Source organism: Flavobacterium stagni, assembly GCF_004122105.1.
GTDB classification, from domain to species: Bacteria; Bacteroidota; Bacteroidia; order Flavobacteriales; family Flavobacteriaceae; genus Flavobacterium; species Flavobacterium stagni.
In genome coordinates this window covers 905,662-922,025 of record NZ_SBKN01000001.1, presented here as the reverse complement: position 1 = coordinate 922,025, position 16,364 = coordinate 905,662, and the positions used below count along the sequence as shown (strand labels likewise).

Here is a 16,364-nt window from a genome sequence, read left to right as displayed (position 1 = left end):
ATATGTTAAAATCCCTTCTTTTGGAGGGATTTTTTCATTTTGTGGCATTGTATTTGAAATAATTCCAGTATATTTGTTTTAATCATTGTATACTCATGACCAAAAATTACTTTTATAGTGTTTTATTTTTCTTAGTTCTTGGTACAGCTAGTGTAGCTGCACAAGAAGCTAAGCCAAACTTGAAGGAGAGCAACTCCATCGAGGGTCTGAGCTTTTATCCTAATCCAGTGACAGGTGGTAAACTCTATATCACTACACGCAACAATGATGACAAAAACATCACCATATATGATGTTTTAGGCAAAAAAGTTTTTCAAACCGTTTTATCTTCTCGTGAATTAAATTTATCGACACTACAGCCGGGAGTTTATTTCATTAAAATTGAAGAAGGTGACGCTTCGGCTACTAGAAAACTTATTGTCAGATAGTTAAAAATCTCTTATTTACCTTTTTTTAACTTACGCTTTTTTTAATTCTAAAAATAGTGCTTATCTTTGTGTGCTTAATTTAATTTTCAATTATGAAAAAAATTTACTTTTTATCTTTTCTATTGACTTGTGCATTTGCTAACGCACAGCTTTTAACGGATGACTTTAATTATGCTGACAATGCGTTGCTTACTGCAAATGGTTGGACAGCTCATTCAGGAACTGGCACTAACTCTATTGATGTTGGTGCTTCAAATGGTTTATTGTATACAGGTTACAACACTTTGGCTGGAAACGCAGCTCAATTAGACAACACTGGTGAAGACGTAAACAAAACTTTTAGTGCTCCTGTTACAACAGGTAGCATTTATTATTCTTTCCTTGTAAAAATCAATACAGCTGTTGATGGTTATTTTGCACACTTAGGAAGTGGCACAACTTTCGTAGGAAAAGTATTTACAAAGCCATCTACGACAACTGGAAAAGTTAATTTTGGTATTGCCAACTCAAACACAGCTTCATATTCTACTACAGATTTTGACTTAGGCGCCACCTATTTAATCATTGTAAAATATGATGTTTCAACTACTGGAGCTTTAAGCCTTTGGGTAAAATCTTCCGGAGTACCTGCTACAGAAGCAGCTGCCGGAACTGCAGATGCAACGGCTTCTGGATCAGGTTCAGCAACTGTAGGTGGTTTTTATTTACGCCAATATAGTGCTACACAAAATATTGTTGTAGACGAAGTTAAAGTCTATACAACTTGGTTTGGAGCTACACCATGTAGTTTAAGCTTAGGCGCAGAAACTACTTTGTGTGACGCCATTACTTTAAATATTGACACTTATACTGCAACAATTCCTTTTACAGGAGGTGCATCAGGTACTTATAACTTATCTACTTCAGCTGGGACGATTGGAGGAGATAATCCATCAACAACGGCTGCTGGTAATATCACAATTAGCAATATACCTGAAGGAACTACTGTTACTTTAACTGTTACTGGATCTTGCGGATTAACAAAAACTGTTGCTTCCCCGGAATGTAAACCAATTAATGCATTACCATTAGTTGAGAATTTTAACTATACAGCTAATGCTGCTTTAGGAGCGCAACAAACTTGGACGAACAGAAACTCTGGTGACAATATTAATGTAACTTCTGGAAACTTAAATTACACCGGTATCACTTCAACAGGAAATTCAGTTTCATTTACTGGTGCTGGTGCTGAATGCCATACACCTTTTACGGCTACAACAGTTACAGAAGGCACTTTATATACTTCATTTTTAATGAACGTATCTGATTATGCAAATGTTACTACAGATGGTACACAAACGTACTTTGCTATTTTAACTGATGGAAATCCTGCTAACTTCAAAGCTAGATTATTCATTAAAAAAGCAGCTGCACAATACCAATTAGGTTTGACATCAGGAACTTCTACTACAAATTATGCAGCGACATTATTTAATGTAGGTGATGTTGTATATGTTATTTTAGGGTATGATTTTAATTCAAACACGTTAAAAGCATGGTTCAATCCAACAGTTGCTACATTTAATGACACAACAACACCTGATTTAACAGACACTCCAGCTACTGCAATCACTACACTAGGTGGATTCTTATTACGTCAAGATGCTGACAACAGCACACCATCAATTCAAATTGATGAATTACGTGTTGCATTAACTATTCCAGCACTTGCTGTAAACAACAACACTATTGCGGGATTAGCAGTATATCCAAACCCAGTTAAAAATGGTGTTTTCTACATCAATACTGAAGCAAACACTACCAAATCAGTTCGTGTTTATGACATGATCGGTAAAGAAGTTATCAATACTACAACTACTGACGCAGTAAACGTAAGCGGATTAAACAAAGGTTTGTATTTAGTACAAATCACTGAAAATGGAAATACAGCTGTGAAAAAATTAATCATCGAATAATTATCACAGTTCAAATAAACACAAGCCCTGGCAATTTGTCGGGGCTTTTTTTATTCTGTACTTTTGCCCAATGAATCCTCACGATATATTTTCTATAGCAAATCCCAAGCAATTTGAAAAAATGGCACTCAAAGTTTTTCGCCATCAACACGAAAACAATGCCGTCTATCGTGAATTTTGTGATTTATTAAAAGTAGAAAAAACAGAGGTAAAATCACTCGAAGCCATTCCCTTTTTACCCATTCAATTTTTTAAAAGTCGGAAAGTGGTTTCAAACAACGAGCCCATACAAACTACTTTCACCTCTAGTGGTACCACTGGCGCAATTACAAGTCAGCATCATGTAACCGACCTAAGTTTGTACACCCAAAGTTTTCGTTCCGCTTTTTCCAATTTTTATGGCAATATTGAAGATTATGCCGTATTAGCACTACTTCCCTCCTACTTGGAACGGGAAGGTTCATCACTCATTTATATGGTGGAAGACTTAATTGAAGGTTCGCAAAACGCCAACAGCGGGTTTTATTTGAACAATTACGACGAACTCATCACCACATTAAAAACACTAGATGCATCGGGTCAAAATATTCTTTTAATTGGTGTGACGTATGCTTTATTGGATCTCATCGAAAAAGAAACCTTCCAACTCAAAAACACCATTATCATGGAAACCGGCGGTATGAAAGGACGCCGAAAAGAAATGATTCGCGAAGAACTTCATCAGGTGTTGTGCCAAGGATTTGGTGTGCCAACGATTCATTCCGAATACGGGATGACCGAATTACTTTCTCAAGCCTATTCATTTGGTGACGGACTATTTGAATGTCCCAATTGGATGCACATTCTCATCCGTGATCCTGAAGATGCCTTGTCGTATGTCCCCAACGGAAAAAATGGCGGCATCAATGTGATTGATTTGGCCAATTACAATTCGTGTTCCTTCATCGCTACACAAGACTTAGGCAAAAAATACTCCGACAATTCCTTTGAAGTTTTGGGCCGTTTTGACCATTCTGATATTCGGGGCTGTAATCTGATGGTACTATAAAAAAGGGCCCTTATCGGACCCTCTATTTTTTAATTTACTACAATCAAATAGTAATTTTTCTTCCCTTTTTGAAGCAACAAATATTTGCCGTGGATCAAATCACTGGAGGTAATTTTATACTCTGAAGTTACCTTTACTTTATTTAAGGAAATCGCATTTTGTTTCAATTCACGCATGGCTTCGCTGTTCGAACTCAAAAAGCCCGTTTTTGCAGCCAAAGCGCCTACCATATCCAAACCGTTTTCCAATTCGGAAGCCGCTAATTCAGCTACAGGAACACCTTCAAAAACTTCTAAAAAGGTTTGCGTATCCAATTGCTTCAACTCTTCCATGGTCGGACTGAAAAATGCGGCCGAGGCAAATACCGCTTTGTCAAATTCTTCACGACCATGCACAAACACCGTCACTTCTTCGGCTAAACGTTTTTGTAACACCCGTAAATGGGGAGCTTGTTGATGTTCTTCAATTAATCCAGCAACCGTATTTTTATCTAAAAAGGTGAAAATCTTAATATACTTTTCTGCATCAACATCCGTCGTATTCAACCAAAATTGGTAAAATTTATACACCGATGTTTTATCCGCAGTCAACCATACATTTCCGCCTTCACTTTTACCAAATTTGGATCCGTCAGCTTTCGTAATTAACGGACACGTCATTGCATAAGCTTTAGCATGTTCATCATTCATGCGACGCACTAACTCGGTACCTGTCGTGATATTTCCCCATTGATCAGAGCCGCCCATTTGTAACAAACAATTGTAGTGTTTATGCAAATGATAAAAATCGTAACCTTGAATCAATTGGTAAGTAAACTCTGTAAAGCTCATCCCAGAACCCGCTTCACCCGTCAAACGTTTTTTCACAGAATCTTTGGCCATCATATAATTCACCGTAATGCGTTTCCCCACATCACGCGCAAAAGCAATAAATGAGAATTCTTTCATCCAGTCATAGTTGTTCACCAAAACCGGAGCAGTAGGTCCTTCTGCATTGAAATCCAAAAATCGCGACAAAACGCCTTTTATTCCTTCTACGTTTTTCTGCAAACTCGCTTCGTCCAAAAGATTACGTTCGTCAGATTTCCCCGAAGGATCACCAATCATTCCCGTAGCGCCACCCACTAAAGCGATGGGACGGTGACCGAAATTTTTCAAATGTACCAACAAGATAATGGGCACCAAACTCCCAATATGTAAGGAATCACTCGTCGGGTCAAATCCAATATAAACCGAGGTGGCCTCTTTTAAAAGTTGCTCTTCCGTTCCCGGCATCATGTCATGCACTAAACCACGCCATTGTAATTCTTCAACAATATTATTCATCGGATAAAAATTTTGCGCAAAGATACACGATTTATTGATTTGGAGCAGCAGCTTTAGCGTTTCATCAAGCTTCTTCCTGCTCTTCGTTGCAATCGGTTGGCGGTCGGAAAACCGAACCTCCCGCCAACAGGATTTCCACTTCGATCAGGGCTAAACAACAGGTTTTGTAATCCAATTCGCATTTTTAGCAAATCGTTCAAAAACAAAATAGCTAAAACGCTGTTTTTTAACACGATATACACTTTTTGTGTACCGATTATTAAAAATGAACTGTTAATTTTATGCTATTAAATTATACGCCTATGAAACATTAAAAAAGAAAACACCTTTCAACTTCCTCATTAAGATATCCTTCATCTAAGCCAAAAAATTTTTTATAATCCAAAATCAAACACAATGAAGCGAAGTAAATTGTATGTAGTGGCTACACTACTTGTGGCAACCCTTATTTTTATCGGTTGTCAACTAGAAGACGAAGTGCAACAGAATCCCCATGAAAAAGTAGATAGCGGGAATTCCATCCGAACCTTAAACGGCGAAGATGCACAACAAGTTCGTAATAAATTAATGTCCCTTCTGAAAGAAAAAGGTACAATACATGTATTAGACGAAAGTAACGAATTCGCCAGAACAGATGGCGGAATTATTGATTTTAATTCCATTCTTGAAGTTATGGACACATTGGGTGTGAAAAACTATACATTCCGAGTCATTAATCATCCACAAGATGATTATAAGACATTTCATAATCTCATTTTGACCGAAAAACAAGGAGTTTTTGAAGCCACTATGATGGAATATAAAATGACCGAACAATTTGCAGCAGCCTATAACAGTCAATTGAAATCTTTTCAAGAATTTGCTGGTCGTGTAGGAGCTACAAGTCTCACACCCATCCTTGACCCTTGCCAAGGAGTTGTTGTTGAAATTCCAGATCCAAATACCACAAACCCAACTAATCCAGGCGGTGGTGGTGCAACCGACCCAAGTAATCCAGGTGACAATCCGGGCAATAATCCAGGAACTGGAGGTGGCGCTTCTGGAGGCGCCAATAATGGTGATTGCTTAACAGCTGTTGTGACTGTAGAATGTTCGTGTGGTAGATCCTACAACAGTTGGGACAATTACACAAGTTCCGTATGCGGAAATGGCATGTATCCAGGCTACACTGTAACGGTTGTCATTAGTTTTAATTATAACCCGCTGTGCCGATCTGCAGACGACCCTTGTAATCCAAACGGACTAATTGGCATTATGGAACCTGTGAAAAATCCGTTAGACTGTCTAACAGTAAGTAAATTGGGAGAAATTTTCCCAAATGCTTCTACAGCGAATAAAACAAATTTTTTAAATCTCTTTAAAACCTATGCTTCTCAATTTGGAATTGACACCAAAGAGGAAATAGCACATTTCTTGGCTCAGGTTGGAGGGGAAACTGGAGGTGTAAACTTATTAAATCAAGAAGAAAACTTAGATTACAGTGACCCACAACGTTTGTTGCAGGTGTATAGCAGAAAATTCTCTTACACCAATCCAAACCTAGAGAATCCAAACAATTATTTACACAACCCTCAAGCACTTGCTAATTATGTGTATTGTTGTGTCAATGGAAATGGTGATAGAAACTCAGGCGATGGATGGAATTATCGAGGCCGAGGAGCATTCCAACTTACATTCAAAGACAATTATATGGCCTATGCTAATTATATTCAAAACAACAACATTAATGTTACTTATAATGGACCAAATGATTTGAGCAACTCTAATGGAATCCATGCTTTACTCAGTGGATTATGGTATTTTAAAACAAATATTTTAGACAAAACAGATATAAACAATCTGCCCTCTGATAGAGTAACAAGGTATGTTAACCCAGGCGCTAAAAAAAACATGCTTATTGAAAGACAAAACTATTTTAATCTAACACTATCCAAATTAAATTGTTAAATCATGAAAACAAAAAAAATTATTATTATTGGCCTATTCCTCTGTTTTGGGATTATTTATGCTACAAAAAGCTCTGGCATTCTAGAAAATTTTTTCAACTCCAAAGCAGTACTTACACCACCTACAAATAGTGAAATTTTAGGGGTTTGGACTTTGGAAAATTCACCTTCAGACAAAATTGAATTTCTTAACGATGGAACAGTTAAATGGTATGTTGACTCAAATGTATCCGAGACCTGCACTTATGAAATTACAAATGATTGCAATGGCAATACAGCATCTAATGTAGAGTATCTCAAATTCACAAATGATATAAACAATACATTTTGCAACGTCATCATGAGCATAAATGAAAATGGCAATAATACTTTATCATTTATAGATCAAAAAGGACATTTAAAAGTCTATATAAGATAAATAAATTCTACTTAAAATTAAGGCTAGAGGAAAATCTCCTGCCATAATTGAAAAATATCCATTTGAGATTTTATTTTTTACATTATGAAAAAACCAATCGTAATAGTAGTGTTAGTCCTCACAGTAATAGGGACTTATGCAGGTATGAATAATTATTTATTCACAACCAATTCTAGTCATTCAAAAACCACACAAAAAGCAATGACAACGTCGGAATCCTCTTGGAGATGGGAATCTCCTTCAGGAAAAAACACCTTTAGCTTGGATCTATTAACGGATGGCACAACTATAACAGGCACCCATTGTGGCGTGTTTAATAATGGTGAAAAAATAGACTGTGCAAATGATAATGACACCAATACAGTACAACTCAATGAAGTAAGTACAAATGTTTTTGAAGGCACGATAAAAAGCACCTATTCGGAAACATTTATTCCAGTACGCTTAACTTTCAATAGCAATGCTGTAAATCTCACTATTATCTCACCCTCAAATGAGGATTATTTTATCCCCAACAACATCACTTTGTTATCTAACTAAATGATAAAACTGACCAATCAAATTGGTTAACCGTTCACTTTCGTTAATTCTTGAAAATTGAGTCCTGATTCTCAGGGCTCAGTTTTCTATTTTAATTTACAACCCATGAGAAAATTATTTTTAAAAGTATTTGCCCTATATTCTTTGATTGTCACACTTATTATTATCATAATTTATTTGATCTAAATACAGAAAGAAGTAACAAACTTTTCATCCGCAATCAAGAAAAGTTTACCTTTGAACTTATGATACTAGTTACCGGAGGCACTGGATTAGTTGGGGCTCACTTACTGTTGTATTTGCTCGAAAACGACAAACAACAAGTAAGTGCCTTATACCGTTCTGAGCAACAAATAGCAAAAACAAAATCCCTTTTTACATATTATCAAAAAGAAGATTTATTTTCATCTATTCTCTGGATTGAAGGAAATATACTTGATATTCCTTCTTTAGAAAAGGCATTTGAAAATATCACATATGTGTATCATTGTGCTGCTCAAATCTCATTTGATCCAAATGATGAAGACCTGCTTCGAAAAACCAACATCGAAGGAACTGCTAATATTGTCAATTTTTGTATTGAAAAAAAGGTGCAAAAACTTTGTTTTGTGAGCTCTATCGCAGCATTAGGCAACTTATCTCAAAATGAACATTTAATTTCTGAAACTTCGGAATGGAATCCAGAACTTGCTCACAGCGACTATGCTATTTCTAAATATGGCGCTGAAATGGAAGTTTGGCGCGGACTACAAGAAGGTTTACCATGTGTGATCGTTAACCCCGGTATTATATTAGGTCCTTATCCAGAAAATTGGGACAAAACTAAAGGAAGCGGAGCATTATTTTCTGCCATAAAAAAAGGAATGCCCTTTTACAGTAGTGGCTGCACTGGTTATGTCAGCGTAAATGATGTGGTAAAAGCCATGCACCAATTGATGAATTCATCGATTACAGGAGAGCGATTCATATTGGTGGCAGAAAATCGAACCTACAAGGATATTATTTTCTCTATTGCTTCATTACTCAACGCAAAAAAACCCTCTTTCGAGGTAAAAAAAGGGATGCTTGAATTGGGATGGCGATTGGATGCCTTGATAAGTTTTATCTTTAGAACCCGTCGCAGATTATCCAAACATAGTGCAAACGCCTTGCTGAATAGGGATCAAATTTCAAATGAAAAAATTAAAAATACACTTCAATTTAAGTTTGAAGCTATAGACGAGTACCTTAAAAAAATTATTAACTGCTATAAGTAACTCTATTTCACAACCCCTTCAGAGGCATTCACAGGATTAGGGTTGACAACATCTCCCGCAGCTTTCCGACTTTCTTCTAGCCGGTTGCGAACTTCTTCATACATTTTTTTGAAGCCTTTCAAATCGGAGGCATAGAACTTTGTATTTTCTGCTAATGTCAAACTATCGATTTTGTACTTCTCCTTTACAAACTGCACTGATGAAGGATAATTCACCTGAGTAACATACGATTGTGAACGGGCTGCTTCCAAAACCGCCATATCATACAATATATTAATCATGGTTTCTTTATCGATTTTATTTTTGGGAGGAGTAATGGCATCATCTTTACATGATATTCCCAAAAAAACCAATAATCCGATTGCAATTATTTTTTTCATAGTTGCCTTACATTCTATTAAACAAAAGTCGTTCCCCTGCTTTAATATCATTGACTTTCCCGTTTTCAAAAACCATTTTTCCATTGACAAAAGTATGCGTCACTTGATGATGAAACACTGTCCCCTCCAAAGGTGACCAACCACATTTGTACAAAAGATTTGATTTTTCTACCGTCCATTTGGCATTTGGGTCAACCAAAACCAAATCGGCATGATAGCCTTCTCGAATAAATCCGCGGTTTTCAATTTTAAATAATAACGCCGGATTGTGCGCCATTTTTTGCACCACTTTCTCAATGGAAATCTTGCCTTCTCGAACTTTCTCTAACATAGCAACTAGCGAATGCTGAACCAAGGGTCCGCCTGAAGGTGCTTTGGTATACACTTGTGCCTTTTCTTCCAATGTATGAGGCGCATGATCTGTAGCAATAACATCAATGGTATCATTCAACACCGCTTTCCAAAGCGCATCTCGATCGGCACTTGTTTTTACTGCCGGATTCCATTTGATAAAATTCCCTTTAGTCGCATAATCACTATCCGAAAACCACAAATGATGTATACAAACTTCAGCTGTAATTTTCTTTTCTTCTAAAGGAATTGAATTATCAAATAGCGCCAACTCTTTAGCGGTAGATATATGAAAAACATGCAAACGAGCTCCCGTCTTTTTTGCTAATTCAACCGTTTTGGAAGAGGATAAATAACACGCTTCCTCACTACGAATAATCGGGTGATAAGAAACAGGAATATCTTCTCCAAATAGTTCTTTGTAGTGGGCTAAATTATTTTTAACCGTAGTCTCATCTTCACAATGCACTGCTATTAATAGTGGCGTACTTGAAAAAATGGATTCGATTGCCGCTGAACTATCGACTAACATATCACCTGTTGACGAACCCAAAAACAATTTCAAACCCGCTACATTGCGCGGATTCGTTTTTAGAATTTCTTCTAAATTATCATTCGTACCGCCCATCATAAACGAATAATTGGCATACGAACGACCCGCAGCATTTTGGTATTTTTGGGCTAATAATTCTTGGGTAATGGCATTCGGTACTGTATTGGGCTGATCAATATATGAAGTAACTCCGCCTGCAACTGCCGCACGACTCTCCGATTCAATATCACCTTTGTGTGTTAATCCTGGATCCCGAAAATGCACTTGGTCATCAATCACTCCAGGTAACAAATACTTCCCTTTTGCATCAAGCACTACAGCCGTAGGATGGGAAAGATTGGTTCCAATTTGCGTAATAATACCATCCTTTACCAAAACATCTCCTTCGGTTATTAACCCTTCATTGACAATTTTGGCATTCTTAATTAGCGTTGTATTCATTTTATAGTCGGTTGAGTAGTTTTTTTAAGCGAAGGGCCAAAACACCAAAAACAGCTTCTTTAATAATGGAGCCGCTCATTTTTGATTGCCCTTTGGTTCGATCGGTAAAAATTACTGGAACTTCAACAATTGAAAATCCTTTTGCCCAAGCGCGATACTTCATTTCAATTTGAAAAGCATAGCCTACAAATTTTATTTGATCCAAATTGATAGCTTCCAAAACTTGACGTTGATAACAAACAAAACCTGCGGTAGTATCCATAATTTTCATTCCTGTAATCAAACGAACATATACAGAAGCAAAATAAGATAATAGTACGCGGCTCAATGGCCAATTCACCACATTAACTCCAGTCACATAGCGCGAACCTATACTAATCGAGGCACCTTGTACCGTTGCGTCATGCAAACGAGTTAAGTCGGTCGGATTGTGTGAAAAATCGGCATCCATCTCATAAATATAGTTATAATGATGTTGCAATGCCCATTTAAAACCATGAACATAAGCGGTACCTAGTCCCGCTTTTTTGGTTCGAACTTCCAAAAACAATTGATCTGCAAATTCAGCTTGTAATTCTCGTACTTTCTCTGAAGTCTTGTCCGGCGAATTGTCATCCACTATTAGAATGTGAAACGATTTCTCCAATGAAAAAACGGCACGAATGATACTTTCGATATTCTCAATTTCGTTGTAAGTTGGAATAATTACAATACCGCTGTTCATGTAGGAAATAAATTTTGGCAAAAATAATCAAAATTAAATGCGTTCCTGCTAATAATTTCATAATACAGCGCGAAATAAAATTAGTATTTTTGCATGCAATGATGGTATGGGCTTTACATCCGAGGGTTTATGAGAGCAAAGATTGGGCAACCCTGATTTTTATTCTTGCTTTGGCACTAATTGTCATTGCCCGCACGGCCTTTTCATCTAGATTTAATGATTACATCCGACTCCTAGTCTCGGACAAATACACCAAAATTTACAGAGATAGTTCCCATCTATGGAACGGTTTTAATATCTTATTATTTCTGGTAAATCTAGTTTCATTTTCTTTTTTCATTCAATTAGTGCTCGACCATTATGGCTTGGGAGAAAAAAAGGACTGGATGCTTTTTACCCGAATATTTACCGGACTCACTGTATTTATTTTGTCCAAATTCTTAATTGAAAAAATCATTGCTGTAACCTTTGACATCGAAGAACTTATCGATGAATTTAATTTACAAAAAGTTAACTTTAGAACCTACATTGGATTACTATTATTTCCAGTGTCTGCCATCATGTATTATGGAGATTACGCAACAAATTCTCTTATAATCATCATTATTGGCACTTTATTGCTAATAAACTTACTGACTTATCTATTTTATTTGAAGATTTATCAAAATTTTGTAATAGGGAAGTTGTTTTATTTTATTTTGTATCTTTGCGCACTTGAAATAGCGCCCTATTATTTCATCTATTATTTGATTACAAAAAATTAGAGTTTACGATGTCTAGTCTAAAAGTGAGAACCATTTTGGTGTCCCAACCCGAGCCAAAAGTTGAAAATTCACCGTACCACGATTTGATGCAAAAGCACAAGGTAAAAGTTGATTTTCGCTCTTTTATTCATGTTGAAGGAATAAGTGCAAAAGATGTCAGAGCTCAAAAAATTGACCTTAACAACTTTACGGCCATTATCCTAACCAGCAAAAATGCAGTGGACCACTTTTTTAGAGTGGCTGAGGAAATGCGTTATAAAGTTCCCGAAGATTTGCGTTATTTCTGCCAATCAGAAGCGATTGCATACTACTTACAAAAGTATGTGGTGTATCGTAAAAGAAAGATTTATGTGGGTCAGAAAGACTTTGCAGACATGTCTTCCTTGTTTAAAAAATACAAGGATGAAAAGTTCTTACTTCCTTCGTCTGATCAATTGAATGCTGATATTCCGCAAACCTTGAACAATTTAAAATTGGATTGGACTGCAGGAACATTTTACAAAACCGTCATGAGTGACCTTTCGGATTTGGCCGATGTGTACTATGATATTTTGGCGTTCTTTAGTCCGACTGGAATCAAATCTTTATTCAAAAACTTCCCCGACTTCAAACAAAACAACACACGTATTGCTGTCTTTGGAAGTACAACGCAAAAAGAAGCGTTAGAGCACGGACTTCGAATCGACATTTTAGCCCCAACGCCCGACACTCCTTCGATGACAATGGCGCTTGAAAAATATGTCGCTGAAGTCAATAAAGGAAAATAAGACCCTCAATCCTTAAAATATCCACCCGAACTTTTACAGTTCGGGTTTTTTATGGAATAAAAAAAGCCCGACATATTATTGTCGGACTTCTAGGTTGGGTTAGTTATAATTTGTTTGGTTTGTTTTATAATTGCGGACCTGCTTGCACTAAACGTTGCCCTTCTTCGTTGTCGGTATATTGAACAAAATTCTTAATAAAACGACCCGCTAAATCAGCCGCTTTCACCTCCCAATCAGCAGCATTTTCATACGTATCTCTCGGATCTAAAATCGCAGGATTCACATTGGGCAATTCCGTTGGAACATTAAAATTAAACACCGGAATTGTTTTTGTAGCCGCATGTTCTATCGATCCATCTAAAATGGCATCAATGATGGCACGCGTATCTTTAATAGAAATTCGTTTACCGGTTCCATTCCAGCCCGTATTCACCATATACGCTGTAGCCTTATGCTCTTCCATTTTTTTCACTAATTCCTCACCATATTTCGTGGGATGTAACGTTAAAAATGCTTTTCCAAAACAAGCGGAAAATGTAGGTTCAGGCTGTGTCACTCCGCGTTCCGTTCCTGCTAATTTCGCAGTAAAACCTGACAAGAAATAATACTTTGTTTGCTCAGGAGTTAATTTAGAAACGGGTGGCATAACCCCAAAAGCATCAGCCGTTAAAAAGATGACTTTATTCGCATGCCCCGCTTTTGAAACTGGCTTAACAATGTTTTGAATATGATAAATAGGATAGGAAACGCGTGTATTTTGTGTTACCGAACCGTCGGTAAAATCAATAACACCATCCGCATCTAAGGTTACATTCTCTAGTAACGCATCTTGTTTTATGGCACCAAAAATATCCGGCTCGTTTTCTTTACTCAAGTCGATAGTTTTGGCATAACATCCGCCTTCAAAATTGAAAACCCCTTCATTGTCCCATCCGTGCTCGTCGTCGCCAATCAATTCGCGTTTTGGATCGGTAGACAATGTTGTTTTTCCTGTTCCTGACAACCCAAAGAATACCGCAACATCTCCGTCTTTTCCTTTGTTGGCCGAACAGTGCATCGAAGCCATTCCTTGAAGTGGCAAATAGTAATTCATCATGGCGAACATTCCTTTTTTCATTTCACCACCGTACCAAGTACCGCCAATCAATTGCATTTTTTCTGTAAGATTGAACGCGATATAAACTTCTGAATTTAAGCCATGAGCGGCATAATCCTTAAACGAAGTCTTCGAACCATTCATCACAATAAAATCAGGCTCGCCAAAGTTTTCCAATTCTTCCTCGGTAGGTCGAATGAACATATTCTTCACAAAATGCGCTTGCCAAGCTACTTCCATGATGAAGCGAACTTTCAAACGGGTATTTTCATTGGCTCCACAAAAAGCATCTACAACAAACAACCGTTTCCCAGAAAGCTGATTGACCGTCGTTTCTTTTAAAGCATTCCACGTATCTGTAGAAATGGGCTTGTTATCATTGGCTGCCTTGTCTGAATTCCACCAAATGGTATTTTCAGTCACACTGTCTTTGACAATGTATTTATCTTTTGGGGAACGACCGGTAAATTCACCCGTCATCACATTGACCGCACCCAACTCTGACAATTGTCCTTTTTCATAGCCCGAAAGTTCAGGACTTAACTCTTCATTATACAACTGCTCGTATGAAGGATTATAAACGATTTCTTGTACATTGGTAATTCCGTACTTTTCTAACGAAATCGTTTTCGTAAATTGGGTGTAGTTATCCATAGATAATTCGTTTGTTGTGTTAATCTAAATTTTGCACAAAGGTAAAAATTAATTATTACAACGTTGTAGTTGGGAAAAATTTTATGCTTTTTTCTTTAAAAAATGTACCATAAGTACGCCCCATGCACTAATTAAGCAGAAGCCTCCAACCGGAGTTAACGGACCCACAAATTTTAACTCCATTCCACTTAAACTCTTGGTAGCCAATAAATAAATGGAACCTGAAAACAACAAAACTCCCAGTAACGTCAATCGATATATCCATTGTTTCATCTTGTGACTCAAAGCACTATTTACCGCCACAAACAATAAAAATAACGCATGGTACATTTGGTATTTCACTCCTGTTTCAAAAGTAGCTAAGGCCTCTGCATCCAATACTTTTTTTAAAGCATGAGCCCCAAAAGCTCCTAATACAATGGCCGTCATGCCTAAAAAACCTGCTGCTGAAAGAATTTTTTTATCCATAAGTCAATACTATTTCACAAAATTACCGGTTATTCAACTGATTTACCAAGTCATTTTGACTTTTCTTTCACAAGAGTCGAATTTTAAAGTTTTATATTTGCAACCAAATTTCAATCATGAAAAAGATTTTTGTATTCCTTGGCTTTGCCCTATTATTAAGTTCCTTCAAAGCAGATGATGCTACTGAAATTCAAGCCGGTGAAAAATTAGTGTATGCTGGATCCTACAACATGAGTGGCTTGATGACGCATATTGCTCAAATCACTATGAGTACTGAAAATGTGAATACTTCCAAAAATCAATACCTCCATTTAAGCTGTGAATTATCCACGTTTAGCAAATGGGATAAATTTTTTAAAATTAGAGATTTATACGAATCCTATGTGACGCCGGGATCTTTAAAACCCAACCTTTACAAAAGAAGCATCGACGAAGGTGGGTATACCAAAAAAGAAAAATATGTTTTCAAAGGGACTTCGGTTACTAGTACTTCCAAAAAACGCAACAAACCGGAAACGACACGTACCTTTACTATTGGAGCCAATACTGTAGATGCCATTACGCTACTTTATAAGGTTCGTACCGTAGATTTCACCAAAATGAAAGCAGGACAAACCCAATCCTTCACCATTGTTTTCGACGAAAAACAAATTCCAGTAACGCTCAAATACATGGGAACAGAGACAATTTCGGCAGGTAATTTGGGATCAAAAACATGTTATAAATTATCCATTGGTGCCAAAACGGATGCCTTGCGCGGCAAAGACAAAAACTTAATTTGGCTTACAGCCGACAATCATAAAGTTCCGACTCTTATGAAATTCAGTATTCCTGTAGGAACGGGCGAATTAAAATTGACCTCAGCAACCGGATTGTAACATGAGAAAAACCTTTTTAATTTTAGCTTATCTATTTACTGCACTTAGTGTAGTATTCTCTGTGTTACCTTTGGACACTTTGGCATTTGTGATGATAATCCCAGCCTTGATTTTCATCACCATGACCTTCATAAAATCAGCTCCCGACCAACGCAAATGGCCAAAACGGTTATTTATTGTTGCTTATGTGTGTGCATTAGGCGTTTTAGGCAAAACCTTTTTGATGGAAGATGAAATCGCGAAAGATGAAGTCTTTGAACAACAAAAAGTAGAAGCCAAACAAGAAGCCAAACAAGAACTCGAACAATTAGAAAAAGATCTAGAATAACGGAAGTCTGCTTAATCGCAGACTTTTTTTATTGATTCCGCCTT

17 protein-coding genes are annotated in these 16,364 nt (G+C 37.0%); 11 read left to right on the top strand and 6 right to left on the bottom strand.

What is annotated here, in order from left to right; translation table 11 throughout:
• Positions 1-95: 95 nt before the first annotated feature.
• The 3 genes from EQG61_RS04005 to EQG61_RS03995 all read left to right on the top strand — a co-directional run bounded on the left by EQG61_RS04005 (position 96) and on the right by EQG61_RS03995 (position 3,431).
• Positions 96-428 carry a T9SS type A sorting domain-containing protein gene (locus EQG61_RS04005; RefSeq protein ID WP_129460596.1) on the top strand — a complete coding sequence of 111 codons (333 nt, stop codon included), beginning with the start codon at positions 96-98 and terminating at the stop codon, positions 426-428.
• Between the two features lie 92 nt (positions 429-520).
• Positions 521-2,383 carry a T9SS type A sorting domain-containing protein gene (locus EQG61_RS04000; RefSeq protein ID WP_129460595.1) on the top strand — a complete coding sequence of 621 codons (1,863 nt, stop codon included), beginning with the start codon at positions 521-523 and terminating at the stop codon, positions 2,381-2,383.
• Between the two features lie 70 nt (positions 2,384-2,453).
• Positions 2,454-3,431 (top strand): LuxE/PaaK family acyltransferase, encoded by a 978-nt coding sequence (locus EQG61_RS03995; RefSeq protein ID WP_129460594.1) that lies wholly within the window; start codon positions 2,454-2,456, stop codon positions 3,429-3,431.
• 29 nt (positions 3,432-3,460) lie between these two features.
• Here the strand turns inward: EQG61_RS03995 and tyrS are convergent, their stop codons facing one another.
• On the bottom strand, positions 3,461-4,756 hold the full coding sequence (gene tyrS / locus EQG61_RS03990) for a tyrosine--tRNA ligase (RefSeq protein ID WP_129460593.1): 1,296 nt from the start codon (positions 4,754-4,756) through the stop codon (positions 3,461-3,463).
• 396 nt (positions 4,757-5,152) lie between these two features.
• On the opposite strand from tyrS, the gene EQG61_RS03985 reads away from it, so the two are divergent.
• The 4 genes from EQG61_RS03985 to EQG61_RS03970 all read left to right on the top strand — a co-directional run bounded on the left by EQG61_RS03985 (position 5,153) and on the right by EQG61_RS03970 (position 8,916).
• On the top strand, positions 5,153-6,703 hold the full coding sequence (locus tag EQG61_RS03985; RefSeq protein WP_129460592.1) for a glycoside hydrolase family 19 protein: 1,551 nt from the start codon (positions 5,153-5,155) through the stop codon (positions 6,701-6,703).
• A 3-nt stretch (positions 6,704-6,706) separates the two neighbouring features.
• The gene (locus EQG61_RS03980; protein ID WP_129460591.1) at positions 6,707-7,120 is read left to right on the top strand and encodes a hypothetical protein; all 414 of its coding nucleotides are present in this window, start codon (positions 6,707-6,709) and stop codon (positions 7,118-7,120) included.
• A 108-nt stretch (positions 7,121-7,228) separates the two neighbouring features.
• Positions 7,229-7,660 carry a hypothetical protein gene (locus tag EQG61_RS03975; RefSeq protein WP_164974878.1) on the top strand — a complete coding sequence of 144 codons (432 nt, stop codon included), beginning with the start codon at positions 7,229-7,231 and terminating at the stop codon, positions 7,658-7,660.
• Positions 7,661-7,905: 245 nt separating this feature from the next.
• Positions 7,906-8,916 (top strand): NAD-dependent epimerase/dehydratase family protein, encoded by a 1,011-nt coding sequence (locus tag EQG61_RS03970; protein WP_129460589.1) that lies wholly within the window; start codon positions 7,906-7,908, stop codon positions 8,914-8,916.
• A 2-nt stretch (positions 8,917-8,918) separates the two neighbouring features.
• Here EQG61_RS03970 and EQG61_RS03965 read toward each other — a convergent pair whose 3' ends face one another.
• The 3 genes from EQG61_RS03965 to EQG61_RS03955 are packed head-to-tail and all read right to left on the bottom strand — an operon-like array spanning position 8,919 to position 11,365.
• A complete protein-coding gene (locus EQG61_RS03965) occupies positions 8,919-9,296 on the bottom strand; it encodes a DUF4296 domain-containing protein (protein WP_164974877.1) in 378 nt (125 codons plus the stop codon).
• A gap of 7 nt (positions 9,297-9,303) precedes the next feature.
• Positions 9,304-10,641: a dihydroorotase gene (locus EQG61_RS03960; RefSeq protein ID WP_129460587.1), complete on the bottom strand. Its 1,338-nt coding sequence runs from the start codon at positions 10,639-10,641 to the stop codon at positions 9,304-9,306.
• A 1-nt stretch (position 10,642) separates the two neighbouring features.
• The gene (locus EQG61_RS03955; protein WP_129460586.1) at positions 10,643-11,365 is read right to left on the bottom strand and encodes a polyprenol monophosphomannose synthase; all 723 of its coding nucleotides are present in this window, start codon (positions 11,363-11,365) and stop codon (positions 10,643-10,645) included.
• A 98-nt stretch (positions 11,366-11,463) separates the two neighbouring features.
• Between EQG61_RS03955 and EQG61_RS03950 the strand changes: the two genes are divergently transcribed.
• Together EQG61_RS03950 and EQG61_RS03945 are read left to right on the top strand one after the other, a co-directional pair.
• Positions 11,464-12,129 carry a DUF4271 domain-containing protein gene (locus EQG61_RS03950; RefSeq protein ID WP_235829024.1) on the top strand — a complete coding sequence of 222 codons (666 nt, stop codon included), beginning with the start codon at positions 11,464-11,466 and terminating at the stop codon, positions 12,127-12,129.
• An 8-nt stretch (positions 12,130-12,137) separates the two neighbouring features.
• On the top strand, positions 12,138-12,896 hold the full coding sequence (locus tag EQG61_RS03945) for a uroporphyrinogen-III synthase (protein ID WP_129460585.1): 759 nt from the start codon (positions 12,138-12,140) through the stop codon (positions 12,894-12,896).
• A gap of 124 nt (positions 12,897-13,020) precedes the next feature.
• Here EQG61_RS03945 and pckA read toward each other — a convergent pair whose 3' ends face one another.
• Both pckA and EQG61_RS03935 read right to left on the bottom strand, forming a co-directional pair.
• The gene (pckA, locus tag EQG61_RS03940; RefSeq protein ID WP_129460584.1) at positions 13,021-14,646 is read right to left on the bottom strand and encodes a phosphoenolpyruvate carboxykinase (ATP); all 1,626 of its coding nucleotides are present in this window, start codon (positions 14,644-14,646) and stop codon (positions 13,021-13,023) included.
• A gap of 81 nt (positions 14,647-14,727) precedes the next feature.
• Positions 14,728-15,114, bottom strand: a complete 387-nt coding sequence (locus tag EQG61_RS03935; protein ID WP_129460583.1) for a DUF423 domain-containing protein — start codon at positions 15,112-15,114, stop codon at positions 14,728-14,730.
• A gap of 116 nt (positions 15,115-15,230) precedes the next feature.
• Here EQG61_RS03935 and EQG61_RS03930 point away from each other — a divergent pair, with 116 nt between their 5' ends.
• Positions 15,231-15,992, top strand: coding sequence for a DUF3108 domain-containing protein (locus tag EQG61_RS03930; protein ID WP_129460582.1), 762 nt, complete (start codon positions 15,231-15,233; stop codon positions 15,990-15,992).
• A gap of 1 nt (position 15,993) precedes the next feature.
• On the top strand, positions 15,994-16,320 hold the full coding sequence (locus EQG61_RS03925; protein ID WP_129460581.1) for a UbiA prenyltransferase family protein: 327 nt from the start codon (positions 15,994-15,996) through the stop codon (positions 16,318-16,320).
• The last annotated feature ends 44 nt before the right edge of the window (positions 16,321-16,364 follow it).